This is a genomic window from Enterococcus sp. AZ129, from assembly GCF_051714505.1.
GTDB classification, from domain to species: domain Bacteria; phylum Bacillota; class Bacilli; order Lactobacillales; family Enterococcaceae; genus Enterococcus; species Enterococcus faecalis.
On the sequence record NZ_JBIORY010000003.1, the window covers coordinates 41,429 to 62,066 of the forward strand.

Sequence of the window (20,638 nt, forward strand, 5' to 3'; positions counted from 1 at the left end):
AGCGCTTCCCCATTACGAGAAGCCTTTTCTTTTTTATCAAAAGAAGTGTCAAAGCCTAGATCCCTTAGTAGCTGCTCTGATAAATCTAGGCGCTATAGGTTACTTTCCTTTTGGCATCCTTTCTACGTGCTCCAATTGTTTACCAAGAATCGTCATCATTCTTGTTCATTTACAAAAGTTATTCGCAAGCGTGTACTTCTATGCACCAATTCGTTGTTGTACATAGACTAAGAACGACCTTCGTTCATTCTAAAAAGGACTGGCAATCGTTTGCCCTAACTTTAACCGCTGACCGCTCACGCCACCTTCTTGTGTCCAACATTTCTCTTTTTCACATCACAGAAATCAACCAAAAGTTCCATAACATTTTCAAGCACGTCCAAGAAGACAAATCGTTTTTTATTTAGTTTTCATAACGTAAAAATTTGCTCATTCCTTTTCCCGTAGGTTTTAAGGGAGCGCCACGTTGAATTCTACGGCCAATCAAAATACCGTTATGATCATAGACATGTTTAATTTCAGGATAGACATCTTTTAACAAAATTCTCGCCCTTTCTCTTACTTTTTTCTTGGTTCCTTCGAAATAATGCTCAATTTCAATCGCTTCTAACCCATCAATCCGATAGTTTTTACTGCTTTTATGCGTTTCAGAACGTGTATTTCTTAACTGGCGTTTTTCCCTAGACGAAAATGTCGTCACTCTTGCGCCATAATACCCAATATCCTCTTTACGTAAGACTCTAATCACAAAAATTCCTCCTCGACATCATCATGAAAAGTTAGCACGCAACAAAAAAAGGGGAGATTGCGCCAAATTGCACAATCTCCCCTTTGAAACATCCTACGTACAGCAAAAACAGATTATACCAAAATAAGCGTCCCAAAATTCAGTTTCTCAAATGAGAAGAGAAAAAGAATTCAAAGGAAATCAAGAAAAAATGTTTTTCTTTTTGCGCATAAATTGATATAATACAGTTTGTTGTAACGCAGGTTGCAACAAAAGGACCGTTGGCAATTCAGGCCGGCAAGCTGATGAATTGTCTTAATCTCCCTCTAGGGTTGGTAGCCCTATGGAGACGGTTCTTTTTTTTGTTGCCTGCTAGCTTCTCATGCTTATTTTTAAGCCGGAAACTCAACAAACAATGTTACTATGTATGATTTCTTGCTTTAAATTACAAAAAAATCATATCATGAGTTATTAAATAAAGTCAAACGCTTTTATTAAAAATTTCGACTTTATTCATGCTAATCGAAAAATTCTTTCCCTTCTCAATTAGCTCAAGCAGATTATACCTAATAATATCAACTAGTTTCAACTAACTTCATACGTTATAAATTCATTTATGCCCTTCTTGGTATAATTTGCATTATATCCAGAACAAGAACTCTTTATTTTATAACGTTTTTCACCTTAAAATTATTGTTAATTTTTGTAAAAAAAATAATAAAATTTCCCTTTTTTTAGCAAAAAATGTAAGCCGTTTATTTATTTGTTATTGGCTTTTTTTATAGAATTTGCACAAAAATAAACTTCCATATCTTTTTTTATGTATTTCATAATCTCTGTATTTTGAAAAAATTCTGCAATACACAAAGTTTGTTTGTACTCAAAGTCTGCATTTTTACCTAATTGATATAAATTAAATGCCTTTTCATATAACAAATACTCTAAGAATTTTCCTGAACAACTTTGCCGAATCACATCTAATCCTTTTTCGCTGTAAGAGACAGCAATTGAATATTCTTTTATTTCTGAATAAAATTTAGCAGTATTATAAAACATGCGACATGCTTCAACTGGATATTGATATTTAAATTTATCAAGTAACCGCATTGATTTTTCATAATAAATTTCAGCTTGCGCATAATTGTGCTCTAACTCATAGACTGTTCCCAATGTATTTAAACTTAATATATTATAAATGGTTATAAAACCATTTTCAGATTTTGAGCTCTTTAATAAAAAATTTCTTGCTTGATTTAAATCATTAATTCCTAATAAGTTTGTAAGACCTTTAAAATATAAAAATTTGATATATAGCTCTTGATTACTTTTTGTTTTATCCAAATGAATAGGCTGAATTAATTGATAGGCTTGTTTATGCTTTAACTGTATACATAATGTATTCACCATATTTAGTAAATTTTCAAGATATTGTATATCGTTTTGTGATATACACTCTTGTATGTTTAAATTTAATCGTTCACATAAGGCTATCAAAACAGAAAAATCCTTACAAATCCCTATATTTTCAATATTACTAAGTGTAGATTGAGAACAAATTCCACTAGCTAATTGTTTTTGCGACAATTTTTTTAATTTTCTAGTGTTCTTTATTGTTTGTCCTCTTACTATCACGCGTATCCCCCTTAAATAGTATATTAAAAGGTCTTACTTAAATAGTAAGACCCTTTTTCTCTAAACGTGTGGGAGATTCCCATAAGGAGAAGCTCCAAAAATTAATGAAATTAAAGAACCCATAGTTTATACCTCCTCTCATTTATCATATAATTAATTATATCATTACAAAAAGAACACAGAAAAGGAGTTTATTATATGAGAGTTCGAGGGCGGTTAATACGGGCAGTACGCAATAAAAAAAACCTCAGTCAATCAGATTTAGCTAATGAAATTTGTACACAGTCAACTATTAGCAATATTGAAAAAAAAGGCTTTTGTGATAATGTTTTAATTTTTTCACGAATATGTAAGCGATTAGAATTAGACATGAGTAATTGTATTATTGATCCTACAGAAAAATATCTCATTCAACTATTAACTGAAGCAGAGCAGTTATGTGTTTTACTAAAACATAAACAGGCATATTACCTTCTAAAAACAATCGATAAAAACACTATTTTTCTAAATGATTTAATAAAAAAAAAGTATCTCTATCTTAAAGGAATTACTTGTCTTTTAGGAAAAATAAATAAAACGGAAGCTTTATTTTATTTACATCAAGGCGCTGAAATTACTCATAAAGCAAATATTTTTAATTATCTTAGTTTAAATGCATTAGGTATTTTTTATGAATTAGAAAAAGAATACCAAAAAGCAGAAGGCTATTTCAATAGATCGCTTTCTCAATTAAGAAAATTTAAAAAAAATTATCCATTCGAAGCTTGTCGCATTTATTACAATTCAGCAAAATTTTATTCCGAAATAAAAATGTATCAAAAAAGTGTTGAATTATGTGATTTGGGAATGGAAATTTGTAAAAGCAATAAATCAATTTATTTACTTGATTTTCTTTTATATGAACGAGCATATAACAAAAGAAAACTTGGAGAAAATACTACTGAAGATTACTTACAAGCTTATTATTTCTCTAAATTTTTTAATAACAAAAAAGCCGTAACCTGTTTAAAACATGAATTGAAACACTTAAATATAAATTATTCATAAAATTCTCTAGAAATAGAAAAAAGTCTATGATAAAATTTATTTAAGTAAATCAAACAAGGTATGTCCTTGTCGCCTCCATACTGTGCATTAGCAGTATGGAGGTTTTTTATTGATTTTCAATCCAATTGTGAGTAACTATTTGTGGTCGATTTTCTATTTTGTTTTGATTTAACTGGTTCTTTTTCTCAATTGCACATTCAACAAATAAGTTGTAAAAAGACTTATAAAATAATCCTTTAGGACTTTTAACAGTAGCATCCGTTTTAATTTTATGCATCACTCTTCGTAAACATTTGTCAATTTCTTCTTGATAATTTTCTCCAATCAAAACAACGTTATAGTCTTTTTCAGCTTTAGTTTTAGCTCGAATAATGGTCCCTACTTGTTCATGGGCTTCTTGAATAGTATTAGAGAACGCAGCAATAAATTTTAAGCTATCTTTGTTAAGAAAGGTGTTCTCTTGAACTTCTGGAAACTGATCGAGCAATAATTGTTGTTGCAGCTCCTCTTTTTTAGTATCTATTGTATCTATTGTATCTAAATTATTTATATATAGATTGGGTTGGTTTTTCCCACTTTCGAAAAAAGTACTGGTATTAGTGGATTCTTCTGGACGTTGGTTTTTCCCACTTTCGAAAAAAACGTTGAATTTATCGTGTTTATCCGAAGGTTGGTTTTTCCCACTTTCGGGAAACTCATTAGTATGGCTAGCTTTATTGAAGGCATAAACATCAGTTGCAGTAACTTCAAGCTTCCCTAAATACAAACGATTTGGATAATTTTTGAATTCACCAGTAGGAAGTTTTTTAGGAGGAATACGTTTTTCATAAAGTAAATTTTTACTTTTTAATTCTTTTTTTATTTTTGCAATTTTATTTTCTTTACATCCTAAAATTTCCATCAGTTCATTTCGGGTAAAGATAAAATAAATATGTCCATCTTGATCTATCCAATTATTTTGAATTGAATATTCACATCGGTCTTGTAGCATTGCGTAAGCTATTTTACTATCGTTAGACATGCTTTTATAAAATTCTGATGTAAAAAGTACTTTAGGCAGTTGGTAATACAAATTTCTATAGGTTTCATTAGCTGAAATGAATTGAAACTCATTCATAGTTCTATCCTCTTTTCTGGAATTAAATTTGAATAAATATTTTTAAGTCAATTATAGATATACCATAAGTATATTTAATGCACAACAGAAGTCAGTTATTGTGTTATAAGTTATAAGTAAAAAAAACAGACATAACTTATAACTTAAAAAGTATAAAATTATAAGTTATAAGAAAATAAAAACTTATAACTTATAATTTTATACTTTTTTATTATATCTTTTTTTCTTGATAATAGGGGATTAGGGTTGAATATAGATAAATAAGTTATAAGTTATAAATAAATCCTAACTTATAACTTATAACTTATTTAGATTTTTTGGTTATTTTTTTATAACTTATAACTTTATTTTAGTAGAAAAATTATTCATTATTTAATTTATCGAAAGCTTTTTCAATTTCTTCTCGCAAGTGTTCTTCTTTAGCAACACCTAACTTTGTTTTGATATATGCTTCGGCTAAAGTGTCTATATACTTTTCAAAAGTAATTCGACCTGTCTCAACTTGAAATTCTTCCACATAATCTTTTAAAGTTTCTAGTTTACTTTCTAATGCGGGAGAAATCATTTTAGGTCGACATACTTTATAACGAGAATCAGTTATTTTTTTAGGACGTCCTCTTTTTTTGGTTGTAGGTGTAATTGTCGTATTTGGTAAATGTGTTTGAGAAGGAGATATATATTTTTTTAAAGCACTATTTAATAATGTGTCGCTGCTAAAATTCATTTCCCCATCCATTTTAACTCTTTTTTTTGGTTCTTTAATTAATTTGTTGAATTGTTTAGGAGTAGAATACGCTGAAGTATTAAAAGTTTTTCTATCATTTGACAACATCATTCAATCCCTTCTAATAAAAAATCTGTTCTAGCTTCAATTTCATTTAAGAGGTTTATGAATACAGAATGAGCTTTGAAATCCCATTGATCATAATTTCCATTTTTGTGTACAAATAAATGAATTCCATCAGTTGAATATCCTTTTAATCTTTCTTGGTAGGTAATCACAGTGTCTAATACAGCGCTATCATATTCTTCTTTTGCTTCATTCATGATTTTATTATCAATGGTTGAATCAGGTTTTAACATACAAGCAATAATTCCAACAACTTGTAAATCAATGTTGTATCTATCAACCATAAAATTTTGATAACCTATATATTTTCTTACACCTTCAAAGGATTCTTCTTGAGTTTGAAAAGCAATAATACTATAATCAGCTGCTACCATTGCATTATCAGAGTATTCAGAGATAGTAGGGGGAACATCTATAAAAATAGTATCATATTGTTCTTTTATAGGCTCTAACAATTTTTTTATAACAGATACTTGTTCTAATTCAGATTCATAACTTTTGATTACAAATTTAGTAAAGGAACGAAAACTAGTATCACAAGCAATTAAATCTAAATTTTCCATAATAGGTGTAATACAGTTTTTTAGTGACATTTCTTGAATACCATCAGTTATAGTTTTATCGATATGTTCGATATTTGCTGTTCTAGCTAAGGTTTGAGAAGCGTTACCTTGGGGGTCCATATCAAGTACAAGAGTCTTTTTATTTTTAATCAGTGCGTTGTCAAATGCAAGCATAGTAACAATTTTAGTTTTACCTACGCCCCCTTTAAAGTTTCCTACAACATATGTGGATGTCATATCAATCGTCTCCTTAAAATTATTCTGTATAAATATTATAAGTTATAATTAAATACAAGTCAATAACTTATAACTTATAAAATAATAATTTTGTTAGACAAATACTAATTAAATACCTAGTAGAATACTTTTTAATTTAAAAGTTATAAGTTTAATAATAGGTTTGATTCAGCAAGAAATGTTAGCAATATTAGAGAGAAAGAAAATGAAAAAACAAATAGTTACAAAAATACACAATTGTAAATGCCCACATTTACAAAAGTACACATATATACTAACGACAGTAAAATTTTCTAAATAATATAGCTATCTTTCATCAATAATTTTTTTAGTACGTCTGTGACGTTCTAAGTGTAGCAAATAATCGTCTTGCAGTTTTAAAAGGTCTGAATAAACCTGATCCATAGTCTTGCTGGCAGATAGAGAAAGAGAATAAATAAATGAGATAGGAAGTGTTTCAATTTTTTTGTTGCGAGTAATCCAAGAAGAAACAGTTCCTTGAGAGAAAGCGTGTAATTCACAAAATTCTTCTACAGTAATCCCTAGTTGCTTGATAATGTATGTGTTGATAGGATGTGGATACACAAAGGTTTTTCTAGGCATGGTGGGAAATCCTCCTTTTTTAATAAATATTAATGCGTTTGCAGTGATATTGTACTAAAACCCATGCAATAAGGGAAGGGTGTATCTGTTTCTTTTTGGTTGACCTACTTTAATAATATGTTATACTGAAAGTGCGAAATGATAAAAACTCGTGCGAACAGCACAAAAGCCAATCCCTACCTGCGACGAAAGGGATTGGCTTTTTTTTCGTTCGTTGCGACTCCGAACGTGTGGGTTAGAGACAACTTGCTTAGTTATCATCTTTCTCTTCTAACCAGTGAGAAACTAGTTCTAAAACTAGGCCAACAAAAAGAGGTGCGATAACCAATGATAAAAACTCATACACGAACAACACCACCTTTAGCGGCAAGTTGCCGTACTAATTATAACATAATCTTAAAATCTATATAAAAACAAAAAATTTTAGATTTCTTTTTTTAGTATGTATACTCGTTTACATAATGAGCATTTATACTTGTCTGAATCACTCATAACTCTACTTGCAAGGCAGCCACACGAACACTGCACATAGGCAATACTAGTTGTATTATTATCTTCTTTGATTAGTTTGCCTTGGTAATCATATGTCTTCATAAAAATCTCCGTCACTGTAGTATTCATCGATAAAAACATCGATGGTGCTGTTTTCTTCTTCTGTTAATCCGGTAAACTCTATTTTTGATTTTCTATTTTTATCTTTCCAAACCAATATTACCTCCAGCATGCCCACCAACCAATCCTGCACGATTCACAGCTGTTGCTCCATCTAAAAGAGAAGAAGCATGTATCAATGCTTTAAAGCCAAATTTTTGACGTATTTTGTCAATCAAATAATCCAACTGACTATCTACAATTTGTTCTTCTGGAACAGAAAAGAGATCTAACTGAAGGGTAGTATCCCAAACCAACTTTCCAAATGAAACGCCTAAATTACGAACGTCTATTCCAGGAACATAGTTTTCTCGAAAAAGCTTTAAAACATACTCAGTTAACACTTTTGTGTTGTTACTACGAGCGATTTTAAGCTGTTTTCGCCAACCAGACCTGCCCAGTACATCAACTTGTCCTTTAGAATAACCAACAAAAATTGAAACACACTCAGTTTGACAGTTTGCATTCCTCAATCTAGTTGCTACCTGGTCAGCAAGTTCCTTCAGTACTAATTCAACTTGATCCCTTCGTGCATAGTCTTTAGGCAATACTTGACTATTCCCAAATGATTTTTCTTTGGGAGTTTGTTTCTTTTCCCCTAAAAAACTTCGATCAATACCCCAAGAATGAGCGTACAGCTGTAATCCCATGACACCAAAACGTTGCTTTAAAATGTAAGGATCTGCATCAGCTAAATCGTAAATCGATTGAATTCCAGACATCTTTAATCGAGCAGCCATGCGTTTACCGATTCCACAAAATTCCGTAATAGGGGAGATAGTCCAAACTTTTTCTTGAACATCTTCATATCTCCACTCTGCTACAAAACCAGGTGTATTTTTTGCTTCATTGTCTAATGCTAATTTAGCTAGCAAAGGATTATCACCAATTCCAATAGTTACGTACAATCCCATATGATTATAAATCACACGCTGTATAATTCGGGCCAACTTAAATGCTGAATCACAATTAAAGTAGGAGAGAGAAGCAGTAATATCTAAAAAGCTTTCATCTACACTAAAGACAGAATGATCTTCGTCGGCAACGAATCTTTTGTATAAATTATTGATTTCTTGATTCTTTTTCATATACACATTCATTCTTGGTGGTACAACTAATAAATCAGGGTGATCAGGGACTTCGTCTTTACGAGTCACATTAGAAATTCCCAGAACTTTTTTTGCCATTGGAGAAGCAGCAAGCACTAATCCACCTGCATTATCCGCACCACTCATTACCACGAGCATTGTTTTGAGGGGATCTAAGCCACGTTCTACACACTCTACGCTTGCGTAAAAGGATTTTACATCTATACACAAAATCTCGCGTCTAGGTTCTTTGGAGTAATCAAATTTCATGTCAAAAACCACCTTTCCACTCAATATTATACGAACTAGAGTTCGTATAATCAAGCGAACAGCGTTCATTTTTAACAGTAAAATTTTTTATTATACATAGTAGTTTTTTCCAAACAGAACAAAAAAGAATCCCACTGTCATCCAAGACAGTGGGGAAATACAAAGACATAATTGATTTATTTAGTACTTCTATACTAGAATATCATCTTATTACTTTCTTTTTTAAGCGTAAAACTACAAAAATTGAAGTATATAAAAGTAATAGTACGCCAGACACAAAAATGAAACTAGATGTTTTTTCTCCTGTAGAAGGTAAAAACTTAGATTTTGATTTAGAAAAATTTGAATTTTTTGAAGAAGCTACTATATTTTGTTTCTTATTATCAGTATTAGTGATATTACTATTTTCTGTCATTGTTTTATGAAGTACCGTTACTTCAATTTCTTTTTGTGCACCATTATAACTGTATGTTACTTTATATTTACCAGGTTGAGTAGTATCTACGCTTCCAGTTACCTGAACATCTTCGAAGTTAACAGAATTACCATCTTTATCTGTAGCGCGATCAAAATTATCCTTAGCTACCCACTTATCTCCTACATATAAAGTAGAATCGTGTGCTTCTATGCTTGTTTGGTTCTGAAGTACCGTTACTTCAATTTCTTTTTGTGCACCATTATAGCTGTATGTTACTTTATATTTACCAGGTTGAGTAGTATCTACGCTTCCAGTTACCTGAACATCTTCGAAGTTAACAGAATTACCATCTTTATCTGTAGCGCGATCAAAATTATCCTTAGCTACCCACTTATCTCCTACATATAAAGTAGAATCGTGTGCTTCTATGCTTGTTTGGTTCTGAAGTACCGTTACTTCAATTTCTTTTTGTGCACCATTATAACTGTATGTTACTTTATATTTACCAGGTTGAGTAGTATCTACGCTTCCAGTTACCTGAACATCTTCGAAGTTAACAGAATTACCATCTTTATCTGTAGCGCGATCAAAATTATCCTTAGCTACCCACTTATCTCCTACATATAAAGTAGAATCGTGTGCTTCTATGCTTGTTTGGTTCTGAAGTACCGTTACTTCAATTTCTTTTTGTGCACCATTATAGCTGTATGTTACTTTATATTTACCAGGTTGAGTAGTATCTACGCTTCCAGTTACCTGAACATCTTCGAAGTTAACAGAATTACCATCTTTATCTGTAGCGCGATCAAAATTATCCTTAGCTACCCACTTATCTCCTACATATAAAGTAGAATCGTGTGCTTCTATGCTTGTTTGGTTCTGAAGTACCGTTACTTCAATTTCTTTTTGTGCACCATTATAACTGTATGTTACTTTATATTTACCAGGTTGAGTAGTATCTACGCTTCCAGTTACCTGAACATCTTCGAAGTTAACAGAATTACCATCTTTATCTGTAGCGCGATCAAAATTATCCTTAGCTACCCACTTATCTCCTACATATAAAGTAGAATCATGTGCTTCTATGCTTGTTTGGTTCTTAAAAGTTGAAACTTTTTCATAATACATAGCTACTCCCCCTGATTTCACAGAGAAAGGAAGTGATAATTTATATATATTATTAGGTAGCAATAACTTTCCAGTTGTATATTCTGCTTCGGTAGTTTGTATTGTCCCATCCACGCCAATAATTGACGGAAAAGTTACTGTATAATGAGCTCCAGTACTTGGTACTTCAAAATAGTTAACATTTTTACTCAAAAAACATTGCTGATAAGATAAACCTACCTCTAGCGTATCAGGTAACATTGAAAAATCAATAATTTCATTGGCAGCCACGTTAAGGGTCTTTAAATTTTTTAAAGCGGATAAAGGTGAAATATCAGTTATTTTTCCAGTATATGTAGGAAAATCTGTATAACTTTGACCATTACAATATCCTTGTAATTGCAAATTAATTATATTCGGAAATTTTTCACTTATCTGTTTTACCGAATCATTATCATAAAGGGTTTCTACATCCGTACTTCTATTTGAATCTGCATAAGGCTTTGAAGGACCCAGTCTTAAGCTTTTTAAAGAATAATTTACATCAAAAACCGAAAAATCTGAAACACTACTATCTATCAATGATAATTCTTCCAAAGAACTACTTGATTTAATAGGACTTAAATTTGTTAATCCTTTTGCCCTTATTCTTAACGCTTTTATATTTTTAGCATATTGTAAACCTTCTAAATCTTGTATATTTCCTGAACTTCTATATTCAATTTCCTCTAGAGTTTCTAAACTTTTTTTTGTTATATTTTGAATAGGGATATTTAAAGCGTTAGATATAGCTTGTTGTAAATTCTTATCTGGCATCCAATCATCAATATTTTCCGTAACATTCTCTTCATTACTATTAGCTACATCTATATGATTTTCCTGAAGAGAGTCTGAATCTGAATGCTCTTGCTGTTCTCCTATTATTTTTTCAGAAGATTGTTGAGTTTCATTAAGGTTAGCCTCTTTTGCTTGCAATGTTTCTTTTTTCGATAAAACTGTAGTCTCTTGTTTATCCACCTCTTCTGCTATTGCCACTATAGGTAATGACATTGTACTAAATATAGAAATTACTGTTATTATAGACAATGTTTTTCTCAAATTATTTCCTCCTCTTTTTCTAATCTTTATAATCAATTAATTTCCAAAAAAGGCAATAACCAAAAAAAGTATTACTTTATACATACTAATACTATTTGAGAAAGTAGTTGTTGCCCATCATTATTTTAGCAAAATTTTCCCCTTTTTCAATTATTGTGCATATTTCTACATAAAAATCGTTACTTAATTTATATTCTTTTTTGCAACTACTATACTACTTAAAATGATTGTATTTTCCTAACTCTCTTCTTGCCAATTGGCCACAATCAAGGCCAACGTAAGCAACTACATTTGTCTTAATTTGCTATTTATTAATTAAAGTATATACCATTTAAAAATAAAAGTGACAATATAGTCAAAAAACTTACTTCTCTAATCGAAAGTGAGTTTTTTTGTAATACATTCTGATTTATATTTAATTAAAATCCTGACCATCCTTTTGAGAGGTGTATCAAAGTTAGTAATTCTAATAATTCACTAGGCGTTTGAAAGTTATTTCTTAACGTAAATCCGCTAACTGTCGGTTGTAACTCTTTTTTTAAATCATAAAATACTTCTCCTGATAAAGCTTTGTTTCTTATTCTTAATAAAAGGTCATTTAAGTTTTTATCTGAAGAAATTTGTGGATTCGCTAATGCATTATTTGTTAATTGAATAATTTTTTCCAACGCTTCTTTTTTCTTGATGTCCATAAACTCTCCTAAAAAAACGATTGTTTAACTCCAAATACCGATAGACGCCCAGCCTCTATATTTTTGGCCCTCTTTAGTCACAAATTTTTGCAATTCAATAATTGATTTAGGCATTTCAAAATGATGTCTTGCTAAATACTCACTATTAATTGTACTTAATTTATAACAGACTTCACCGATATTTGTTTCATTAGTTGTCAATCTTTTGGCACATTCAAATAACTTATCTTTTAACCCCTCATATTCATTTATTTTAGGATCATTATACGCTTTACTAAGTAAATCTAGTAATTCTTGTTGTTTATCCATTTTAAACTAATCCTTCCTATCTAGGAGCCCAAGGGCCATGTTGTACCCAACCATTAACAATAATTTTTCCAATTTCCCTTGAAGCTTTATTCCAGTCTACCCAACATTTTTGCTTATTACAATATAAACCATTTCCGTAATACGTGGCGGCTTCTACATTTGTTCCTAATACTGTAAAACCAATCCCAATCATCCCACAAATAACTAAGCCTTTAACTAATTTCTTTTTCATGAATGTTCACCTCGAAAAATAAAAATTAGAAAACGTCTTCTATATAGAAATTATAGAACTATTGGTATAGTTTTGTAAATGTTAAAACAAAAGAATTTTCCTAACATTTTTGTAAGTTGGTATCCATCAATTTCAATTGTTTTTTACCTGATTATTGTACCATTTCATTCGAAACAAATATTGCCATCAATACTTTCTTTTTATAAAATAACCTTGATGTCTATATATAAATTTTCAAATTAACAAGGAGAAATGAAACCGATGCTTATCATGCTGTTAGTCATTGTTGCTATGTATTTTTATCTGTTTCGTACACAAAAAAAGCAACAAAAAGAACGACAAGATTTTTTTAACAATTTACAACCAGGAGACGCTGTTGTGACTATTGGTGGGTTACATGGAGTAATTTCTGAAATATCTTCAGATAAAAAGAAGGTAACTCTCGACTGTGAAGGGGCGTTTTTCGACTTTGATCAACAATCTATACGAGCGAAAAAATAAGCAGAAAGGGGTTCCTCTCTGCTTATTTTTTTCTTTTATTTGATAAAGAATAGCCTAACTCTTTCAACTGTTTTTTCGTGACCACATGACGAAATTCTCCATCAAAAACGATCACTGTATATTGATTTATCACTTCAACTTTTCCTTTAATCGTTTGTCCCAAAACAGATTGACAATGCACAAATGAGCCAATATTTATTAAATCCTTACTTTTTTTGGCCAAAACACAACCTCCGAAAATAATGATTAAAACCACCTATCTAGTAGGTGGTTTGGAAGAAATAGTCTCTGAAGAACAATTTCAACGTATCAGGCTATAAAAATTTTATCGTATTTACTTTCCTATTTCAATCTTAATTTCCCTAAAAAAATCTTAGTACAATTATTCATGACTTTCATTTAACTAGGAGGGAACCATGAATATACTCTTCTTAAGTATCTGCCTTTTTATATAGCCACTATCTTAACAGGAGTTTATCACTGGCGAAATAACAAAAAGAAATAAAGAGAACATTTTCTTTATAAATCAATTTCTCTATCTGAAGATTAGATATATAATTCATACCCTTTTAGTTTTCCATTTGAGAATGTTAATTTTGCATAATGATCTGTATCCTCTTGATACGTTAAAATTGCAAAACCACTATCTCCAGTGTATTCATCTTTGGGCTCTCCATACATCTCCTTTACCTTCTCGATAGTAGTCCCCCATGTTAAACCACCCGGAAAGAAAACTGTCAAATCTTTATTGGTAGTATCCGTTATATTAATAGATGTCATACTTGACTCTTTAATATCAATTGTTTTATCAGTTAAATTTGAATACGTACCAGAAATAGTATTACCTTTTTTATTTGTTAAATGTGTTCCTGCAACTGAATCTTTTGGGTTTAATACGTAAGAATCTGAATATTTCAATTCAAAACCTAACTTATTTAAATCTTTTAATTCTATAGGCATAGTCAACACTTGGCTATCTATTTGTATTTGATTATCATACCAATTCTTAGATAAATCTTTAGAAATTGCACCATTACTTTGTTTTTCTTCAATAGACGTAGATGTTTCATTCGTACTTAAACTTTCACTAATTTTAGTTGAACTTGTTTTGGTAGTTTCTTGCGTTGATTGTGCTTGTTTTATTTCTTTGGTTCCGCACCCTACTAGCACACTTAGCAAACTAACTCCTACTGCTAACTGATAAAATTTCTTCAAACATATCTCCTCCTGATTAAAGTTTTCTTGTAAAAAGAGACTGTCTCTTTTTTGTTGTTCATAGTTTTCAATTAGAAGTGAAACTTCACTCTTTTGCAAGGTATATTTCTATATATAAAATTACAAAAAAATAACCTTTTTTTCAATAAGATTAAATAAAAAAACTGAAAAAATCTTTTTATAAATTAAAACTTTTTACTATTTCATCAAGATTTTACCTTTCTTCAATTCTTTTTTGTGCGTATTTCTACATAAGAACCGTTGCTTAATTTATATTCTTTTTTACAGCTACTACACTTAAAATGATTATATTTTCCTAGCTCTCTTCTAGCCAATTGGCCACAATCACAAGCAACATAAGCAACTACATTTGTCTTGTTCCACGTAGTAATTTCTATTCCCCAGTGATCATATTTTTTTCGAACAACCATCTTAATTCTCTCCGTTTCTAAAACTATATCTTGCAACCATTTCTCTATATTCTTGTTTTGTTTTAGGCTGAACTCGCAATACTTCTTCGGCCAACTCTAATAATAGTTTTTCCACTTTTACTGACATTGTATCAAAAATAACCATTGGCTTTTTTTCTTTTGCTACACGCTTTTTATATCTTTGAAAATTTGCTGAATAGAGTCGACCATTTGACATTTTTTCTATTCCATACCCTGAAATCAAAGGATTTTCCAACAACTGAATAATCTTCTCTCTATTTTCCATAATAACTTCTCCTTATCTATTTTTCACTAAGTAATTGTTCTTCTTTAGCTTGTTTTTTAATTCGTTTAAGAGTAGACAAAGAAATGCCTGTTTTCTTTTCTACTTCTCTCATACTGTTTGTTTCCATTAACTCTAGTGCGTGTTTGTATTTATCATTTAGAACTCTTTTCGGACGTCCTTCTCGATAATTTTTATTGTTCGCTCGATGCCACTGTTTCCCTTCTTGCGTTCTCGTCACGATTAAATCTCTTTCAAATTGCGCAAAGCTACCCAGCATATTCATCATTAACGTTTGCATAGAATCACTTTTGTTTGGCTCAAATGTTAGGGCATTATCTAAGAAGGTGATAGTCACTCCTGACTTGTTCAAAGAAGAAATAATCGAATTTAAATCAACGATACTTCTAGCCAGCCGATCAATTTTCGTCACTAAAACTTTATCACCAGTTTTTACAATAGATAGTAGTTCTTCTAATTCTTTTCTTCCTTCTTTTTTTGTTCCCGTATATTTTTCACTGAAGATTTTTTCTGCTCCAGCTTGTTCTAGTTTTTGAATCTGGGTTTTGTAATCTTGATTACTAGTACTCACTCTTGAATAACCATAAATAGACAAAATTTCCCCACCTTTTCTGAACATAAGTTTTTGACACTTGATAATTCCAAGTATAGCACGAAAAAACAAAGAGGTCAAAAACTTAAAAGTTTTTGACCTGTTTGATTCTTACTATAAATTATTTTTTGTAGACAGTACTCCTATGTCCTATTGAAAATATTTGTATTATAATTTCTGAATCACAAATATTAGCCAATATTCGATAATTTCCGATTCTGTAACGCCATTCACCACTTCTATTTCCAGTCAAGCCTTTTCCATGTTGACGAGGATCAGTAGTTCCTTCTAAGTTTTTTCTAATCCATGCTACTATTATTCTTGCCTGGTTTCTATCCATTTTTTTTAATTGTTTCTGAGCTTGTGGCATATATACAACTTTATATTTCATTTAATAGATTCTCCATTTCCTCTTGAGAAATACCAATCTCTTTTTTCTCTTTGGAAATTTCCATTGCGTTCCGTAAGGTTTTTAAATCAATTTCATCTTCAATTTTATCTAATACAGTTTTTCGATAAAGTTCAGTTAATGAAGAATTATGAGCTTTTGCATATTCTAACACAAGTTCTTTTTCATCCTCAGGAATTCTAAATGTAATTGTTGATTGAGACATCTTATTACCTCCATTCGCGCTTTGTAATAACATTGTATTAAAAATAAGTAAATTTGTCAATACATTGTAATTACAAATATAATAGTTAATCCAATATATAGAATAAAATATGAACGATAATTATCTAGTACGTTTTATCAAAACAATTCTACTTGTGTCACATTGGTTTTTATCCGTTCCAAAGACTGTTTATAATATTTTTCATTCGTTTCAAAACCAATAAACTGTCGGTCTGTATTCAAACAAGCAATCGCTGTTGTCCCACTTCCCATACAATTATCCAAAACAATTTCTCCTGGTTTTGTGTATGTTTTTACCAGATATTCTAATAACGCTACAGGTTTCTGTGTAGGGTGAATGGTATATTTTGTCGCATCTTTTGAAAAACGCAAAAGATTGTTAGGATAACCTGTTACCTCTTGTGTGTAGGTCTTTCCGGAAAGCCTACTAGAATAAACATTATCATCATATTCTGATCGACTAGCTACACGCTTATTTTTTAAGGGAATTAAGCCTTGCGGATAATAATTAGGTCTTCCTTTTGAAAAAACAGAAATCGTTTCTATGCAACGCATTGGTTGTGTTTTCGCAAATGTAAAACCAGTCACATTATTTTTCAACCAATACCAGTCATATTTATAAAGTTTGAAATTGCTCATACGTAATGCAGTAGAAAAAGGTTCTGCCCCGAATAAAATAATAGGGGTATCTTTTTTAGCTATTCGCAAATAGGATTCCCACAACTTATCCCAGGGCAATACCTCATCCCAGGAACAAGCTGTAGTACCATAAGGCAAATCACAAATAATCGCATCGATTCATTCATCCGGTATTTTTTTCATTCCTTCTAAACAATCTTCAAAGTAAATCGTATTGTATTCCATCATAAGTTACTCCTTATGATTTAGGCCTAAATCGTTTATTATTCAAGTCTTGATACCTTTACTTTACGGATTATTTGTTTGAAAGGTTTCCTAACAAATCTTGAAAAATGTTGCTAAAAAGTCCTTTTTAGAACCTTTTAGCAATATCATATATCACTGCCACTGTAACTGAATTCCCCGCTTGTTTATACAAACTACTATCAGACATTTTTTGTTCATACTCACAATGATAATGATCTAACTTATTTTCAATAATAATTTTTGCTATCTCCCTACTTCCAAATTTTGCTGCTAAAAATGCTTCATCTGGAAAAGCTTGTAGTCGCCAACATTCCATTGGAGTAAGTCTTCTTATCTGGAAATCTTCAGTAACTACTGCTTGCTGATCACCCGTTAACAACGTATGTGCATATTTTTTACCTACGCGGCCTCTTCTTTTCTTTGAATTTGGAAAAGCAAAATTAATGCTATCACCTGGTCCAGCTTCACTATAACCTTCTTTTGTTGCTTCTCGAACCAAAATTTTAGGTTCTTGGCCACCGCCACCCATCGTTGTAAGAGTAGGAGAAAGCCCGTTAACTGAAACAACCGCTGAGGAAGAGCGAAACTTATTGTCTAACAATCCTTCAACAATAATTCTTTTTTCCACCTGTGTTGTTTTTGATTGAGTAGGAACCATTATTTTACTTCCTTCCCCATTATTGCAAGTAATTGTCGGACTTATAGCATCCGAGGAAAATACATTTCCGTTCATTCCTCTAGCACTTGGATTCACATTACCAACAACTTGTTGTTTTCTTCCCTTTGAATTTATTTTTGCTGATTTAAAATTAATTTGGCTTTCTTCTCCTGTGATAGGAAATATTTGGTTGGTACTTGCTCCTCTAAGACGTCCGATAATAAAGATACGTTCTCTATTTTGTGGGACATAATTCTTGCTGTTAAGCACTTGCCATTCCACGTTATACCCCAATTCATCCAAAATTCGTAAGATTGTCTCAAACGTAGCGCCTGAATCATGGTTGAGGAGTCCTTTAACATTTTCAAGGAATAGATACTTGGGCTGCAAAATATGTGCGAACCGTGCAATTTCAAAAAAGAGAGTTCCTCGAGTATCTCTGAAACCTTTTCTTTTTCCTGCAACACTGAAAGCTTGGCATGGAAATCCACCTGCGATAATGTCCACACGTCCGATTCCTCGAACAAATTCATCTGATATTGTTGTAATGTCATGCATTTCTACCTCATTTTCTGTATTATGAATTGCTTTGTAACTTTCTCTTGCTTTGGCATCAATTTCACAAAAACCTATACACCGATGTCCTGCTTTTTCTAACCCTAAGCGAAAGCCTCCAACTCCTGAAAATAAATCTAAAAACGTTAATTGTTGCTTTGTCATGAGAAAAACTCTTTCTCACAGCGCTGTGGTCGTTATTCAAGCTTGTACCAGAAGTATAACGATTATTAGGTTTACAGAGAGTCGCTTCTTTGTTGCCAAAAAGTTGTTATTTAGCGATAAAACAACAAATCTAAAGCCAAAGCAAACTGAAGCATTGCCATTTTGGAATCATCAATAATAATATTTTTTTGATAGTTAATCCGTTCACTCACAGCAACTACAGATAGTCCATAAAAATAACGATAAAAAAATACACGCCGTCGTCGTTCCGTTATTTCTGGACGATACGGGTGCATAATCGCGGTAAATGCATGAGTAAAACATGCTTCTGTTTTTAAGTATTCTTTTTCATGTTCTGATAAGGAAAGTCCTTGTTGCTCTTTTTCCCTGATTGGGTCATTTTTTACAACTAAAAGACACTCACTCGTTAACTGAGGATAGACAGTAAGTCCCATTCGTTCTCGATTGATTTTCATTGTCTGTATAAAAATACCTACAGCCTCTTTTGTTTTCGGCCAATCAATAAATTCAAACGGTGGCAATGTGTAGTCTTTAATATCAAAAAGACTCAAAATTTCACCTCTTTTATGCTATAATCAGTACGTTACTGAAGAAGGCTTCTTTCAGTGACAATTGTGTAATGGCCAGAGCGATTGCTCTGGCTTTTTCTATTTTTTTATTTTTGCTTCTATTCTTTGTTTTAAAACACTCATTCTCAGACTTTTCAATCGATACCTGGAATAAAAATAAAGTTGCCAAGTTTGTACTGGGTAAAGCATATATGCCTGTTTATTCATCAAAGCTTCTTTTTCTTGCTCAATGATCTTTTTAGCTACTATATTTTTTGAAAAATATAACTTTTCTATTTCCTGTAATTCTTCTAAGCGTATGTGAAACAAGTAAAGTCCTGCTGTTCGCTTAATGTTTTTCATCATTCTTTTCTCCTAACTTTTATACCAAATAAAAAAGCTCTCTATCAACTAGAGAGCATCGTCAAAATTGAGAAATATAATGACCTTCTTAATGAAAATCTCTTATTATTTTATACTATGTTTTTCCCAAATTCAATCTCTCATAATTACTTTTTCTTTGTAGGAAAGAAAAAATAATTGATTTGTTTTTTCAATATATTGATAGATTGCTACCTTCAATGTGTCTGTTAGCCCTGGTATCTGATTAATTATTTCTTTCACTTCTGTTTCATTGTATTCAAAAAAATCCCCCTTCCATATCAACGTTACTGTTAATTCTACGTTCCGAATTTGCAAAAAATACGTACAACCAAACGTGTTGCCACACTCACGGCCGTAAATAAACATGTTGCTTTCACTCTTTCCTTATACTAATCTTTCTCTTTGACTAAATTGTTTCCCTTCTTCAACGCCTTCCTGAAATGCTACTAGGTCTTTTGTTTTATGAGAAGTATCTTTTCCTGGCACTAGTGATAATTGATCAAACTCTTTTTGCACGTGCTCTGGAACTTGTAAAGCCATTTCGTACCCTTTTGTTTTTACTTGTTCCTCAAATTGTTCCTGCAATCCTACAAGATAACCTTGAATATAATCTTGTTTTAATTGCCATTTCCGCTTTCTTTTTCGTTTGATTTCAGGCCGTTGCATGAATCTCCTTGCACTATATGCAATACTTCCCTTTGCATAATGAAACGTAATATCCGCAATTTCTACATCTGTTTTCGTTCCTAGAAAATGTAATTCTACAGGTGTTCCTGCTACATAATAAAACTTTACTCGAAAATTCCAAGCAATAATTCCTGCTAATCGATATAGCCATTTCTGCGGCTTTCCTTGATATACAACAAAATCAACCACTTTCTCTTCAAAAGAAGATTGTTTATAGTCAAATACTTGTTCCTCAGATACTCCGTAAGCAAGCATTAGCTCTTGTGCTTTCGCTAACGCGCTCATAGATTCTTCATCATTTGCATCATTCGCTAAAGCTAAAAGCTTTTGAATTTTTATAAATCTTTTATTTTCCATTCTTTTCCCTTCCTCCTGTTCCAAACGCCTTCATTATTTGATAATCTGCTCGAATCATTC

The 20,638-nt window shown here is 31.5% G+C and carries 29 protein-coding genes; 2 read left to right on the forward strand and 27 right to left on the reverse strand.

Annotated elements, in window-relative coordinates:
• Positions 1–403: 403 nt before the first annotated feature.
• Positions 404–748, reverse strand: a complete 345-nt coding sequence (traE, locus tag IGJ90_RS14905; RefSeq protein WP_057086852.1) for a type IV conjugative transfer system protein TraE — start codon at positions 746–748, stop codon at positions 404–406.
• A 738-nt stretch (positions 749–1,486) separates the two neighbouring features.
• Entirely contained in the window at positions 1,487–2,359 is an 873-nt protein-coding gene (locus IGJ90_RS14910) for a helix-turn-helix domain-containing protein (protein WP_202576258.1), read from the reverse strand.
• Between the two features lie 198 nt (positions 2,360–2,557).
• Here IGJ90_RS14910 and IGJ90_RS14915 point away from each other — a divergent pair, with 198 nt between their 5' ends.
• Positions 2,558–3,406, forward strand: coding sequence for a helix-turn-helix domain-containing protein (locus IGJ90_RS14915; RefSeq protein ID WP_438768520.1), 849 nt, complete (start codon positions 2,558–2,560; stop codon positions 3,404–3,406).
• A 106-nt stretch (positions 3,407–3,512) separates the two neighbouring features.
• Here IGJ90_RS14915 and IGJ90_RS14920 read toward each other — a convergent pair whose 3' ends face one another.
• The 12 genes from IGJ90_RS14920 to IGJ90_RS14975 all read right to left on the reverse strand — a co-directional run bounded on the left by IGJ90_RS14920 (position 3,513) and on the right by IGJ90_RS14975 (position 12,641).
• A complete protein-coding gene (locus IGJ90_RS14920) occupies positions 3,513–4,523 on the reverse strand; it encodes a replication initiator protein A (RefSeq protein ID WP_438768521.1) in 1,011 nt (336 codons plus the stop codon).
• A 361-nt stretch (positions 4,524–4,884) separates the two neighbouring features.
• Positions 4,885–5,358, reverse strand: coding sequence for a hypothetical protein (locus IGJ90_RS14925; RefSeq protein WP_438768522.1), 474 nt, complete (start codon positions 5,356–5,358; stop codon positions 4,885–4,887).
• Entirely contained in the window at positions 5,355–6,173 is an 819-nt protein-coding gene (locus tag IGJ90_RS14930; protein WP_016622437.1) for a ParA family protein, read from the reverse strand. Before IGJ90_RS14930 ends, IGJ90_RS14925 begins: the two co-directional genes overlap by 4 nt.
• Before the next feature lie 306 nt (positions 6,174–6,479).
• Entirely contained in the window at positions 6,480–6,776 is a 297-nt protein-coding gene (locus tag IGJ90_RS14935; protein ID WP_236919468.1) for a type III secretion system protein PrgN, read from the reverse strand.
• Positions 6,777–7,026: 250 nt separating this feature from the next.
• A complete protein-coding gene (locus IGJ90_RS14940) occupies positions 7,027–7,122 on the reverse strand; it encodes a type I toxin-antitoxin system Fst family toxin (protein ID WP_142665832.1) in 96 nt (31 codons plus the stop codon).
• A gap of 77 nt (positions 7,123–7,199) precedes the next feature.
• On the reverse strand, positions 7,200–7,397 hold the full coding sequence (locus tag IGJ90_RS14945) for an excinuclease ABC subunit C (protein ID WP_438768523.1): 198 nt from the start codon (positions 7,395–7,397) through the stop codon (positions 7,200–7,202).
• Positions 7,357–7,485, reverse strand: coding sequence for a hypothetical protein (locus IGJ90_RS14950; protein WP_438768533.1), 129 nt, complete (start codon positions 7,483–7,485; stop codon positions 7,357–7,359). Before IGJ90_RS14950 ends, IGJ90_RS14945 begins: the two co-directional genes overlap by 41 nt.
• A complete protein-coding gene (locus IGJ90_RS14955; protein ID WP_438768524.1) occupies positions 7,469–8,785 on the reverse strand; it encodes a Y-family DNA polymerase in 1,317 nt (438 codons plus the stop codon). Before IGJ90_RS14955 ends, IGJ90_RS14950 begins: the two co-directional genes overlap by 17 nt.
• A gap of 202 nt (positions 8,786–8,987) precedes the next feature.
• Positions 8,988–11,408 carry a bacterial Ig-like domain-containing protein gene (locus IGJ90_RS14960; RefSeq protein ID WP_438768525.1) on the reverse strand — a complete coding sequence of 807 codons (2,421 nt, stop codon included), beginning with the start codon at positions 11,406–11,408 and terminating at the stop codon, positions 8,988–8,990.
• A gap of 419 nt (positions 11,409–11,827) precedes the next feature.
• Positions 11,828–12,100, reverse strand: a complete 273-nt coding sequence (locus IGJ90_RS14965; RefSeq protein WP_438768526.1) for a bacteriocin immunity protein — start codon at positions 12,098–12,100, stop codon at positions 11,828–11,830.
• 24 nt (positions 12,101–12,124) lie between these two features.
• The gene (locus IGJ90_RS14970; RefSeq protein ID WP_010717206.1) at positions 12,125–12,409 is read right to left on the reverse strand and encodes a bacteriocin immunity protein; all 285 of its coding nucleotides are present in this window, start codon (positions 12,407–12,409) and stop codon (positions 12,125–12,127) included.
• Positions 12,410–12,425: 16 nt separating this feature from the next.
• Positions 12,426–12,641, reverse strand: coding sequence for a class II bacteriocin (locus IGJ90_RS14975; protein WP_438768527.1), 216 nt, complete (start codon positions 12,639–12,641; stop codon positions 12,426–12,428).
• 252 nt (positions 12,642–12,893) lie between these two features.
• Between IGJ90_RS14975 and yajC the strand changes: the two genes are divergently transcribed.
• Complete coding sequence (gene yajC / locus IGJ90_RS14980) at positions 12,894–13,142, forward strand: preprotein translocase subunit YajC (RefSeq protein WP_438768528.1); 249 nt, start codon at positions 12,894–12,896, stop codon at positions 13,140–13,142.
• Positions 13,143–13,164: 22 nt separating this feature from the next.
• Here yajC and IGJ90_RS14985 read toward each other — a convergent pair whose 3' ends face one another.
• From IGJ90_RS14985 to IGJ90_RS15045, 13 genes are all read right to left on the reverse strand, one after another.
• Positions 13,165–13,365 carry a hypothetical protein gene (locus IGJ90_RS14985; RefSeq protein WP_279257368.1) on the reverse strand — a complete coding sequence of 67 codons (201 nt, stop codon included), beginning with the start codon at positions 13,363–13,365 and terminating at the stop codon, positions 13,165–13,167.
• Positions 13,366–13,688: 323 nt separating this feature from the next.
• Positions 13,689–14,357, reverse strand: coding sequence for a hypothetical protein (locus IGJ90_RS14990; RefSeq protein WP_289868199.1), 669 nt, complete (start codon positions 14,355–14,357; stop codon positions 13,689–13,691).
• 224 nt (positions 14,358–14,581) lie between these two features.
• Entirely contained in the window at positions 14,582–14,788 is a 207-nt protein-coding gene (locus IGJ90_RS14995) for a hypothetical protein (RefSeq protein WP_174114404.1), read from the reverse strand.
• A 1-nt stretch (position 14,789) separates the two neighbouring features.
• Complete coding sequence (locus IGJ90_RS15000) at positions 14,790–15,074, reverse strand: hypothetical protein (RefSeq protein WP_192411297.1); 285 nt, start codon at positions 15,072–15,074, stop codon at positions 14,790–14,792.
• A gap of 16 nt (positions 15,075–15,090) precedes the next feature.
• Positions 15,091–15,711, reverse strand: coding sequence for a recombinase family protein (locus tag IGJ90_RS15005; protein ID WP_431449887.1), 621 nt, complete (start codon positions 15,709–15,711; stop codon positions 15,091–15,093).
• Between the two features lie 94 nt (positions 15,712–15,805).
• A complete protein-coding gene (locus IGJ90_RS15010; RefSeq protein ID WP_438768529.1) occupies positions 15,806–16,075 on the reverse strand; it encodes a type II toxin-antitoxin system RelE family toxin in 270 nt (89 codons plus the stop codon).
• The gene (gene relB, locus IGJ90_RS15015) at positions 16,065–16,298 is read right to left on the reverse strand and encodes a type II toxin-antitoxin system RelB family antitoxin (RefSeq protein WP_002334254.1); all 234 of its coding nucleotides are present in this window, start codon (positions 16,296–16,298) and stop codon (positions 16,065–16,067) included. Before relB ends, IGJ90_RS15010 begins: the two co-directional genes overlap by 11 nt.
• A 137-nt stretch (positions 16,299–16,435) precedes the next feature.
• A complete protein-coding gene (locus IGJ90_RS15020) occupies positions 16,436–17,116 on the reverse strand; it encodes a DNA-methyltransferase (protein WP_438768532.1) in 681 nt (226 codons plus the stop codon).
• A gap of 193 nt (positions 17,117–17,309) precedes the next feature.
• Positions 17,310–18,581 (reverse strand): DNA cytosine methyltransferase, encoded by a 1,272-nt coding sequence (locus IGJ90_RS15025; protein WP_438768530.1) that lies wholly within the window; start codon positions 18,579–18,581, stop codon positions 17,310–17,312.
• A gap of 110 nt (positions 18,582–18,691) precedes the next feature.
• On the reverse strand, positions 18,692–19,153 hold the full coding sequence (locus IGJ90_RS15030) for a transcriptional regulator, ArpU family protein (RefSeq protein WP_137274144.1): 462 nt from the start codon (positions 19,151–19,153) through the stop codon (positions 18,692–18,694).
• A 96-nt stretch (positions 19,154–19,249) separates the two neighbouring features.
• A complete protein-coding gene (locus IGJ90_RS15035; RefSeq protein ID WP_438768531.1) occupies positions 19,250–19,513 on the reverse strand; it encodes a hypothetical protein in 264 nt (87 codons plus the stop codon).
• Positions 19,514–19,645: 132 nt separating this feature from the next.
• Positions 19,646–19,900: a hypothetical protein gene (locus tag IGJ90_RS15040; RefSeq protein ID WP_014862514.1), complete on the reverse strand. Its 255-nt coding sequence runs from the start codon at positions 19,898–19,900 to the stop codon at positions 19,646–19,648.
• An 18-nt stretch (positions 19,901–19,918) separates the two neighbouring features.
• Complete coding sequence (locus tag IGJ90_RS15045; RefSeq protein WP_113851340.1) at positions 19,919–20,578, reverse strand: DUF2786 domain-containing protein; 660 nt, start codon at positions 20,576–20,578, stop codon at positions 19,919–19,921.
• Positions 20,579–20,638: the final 60 nt, after the last annotated feature.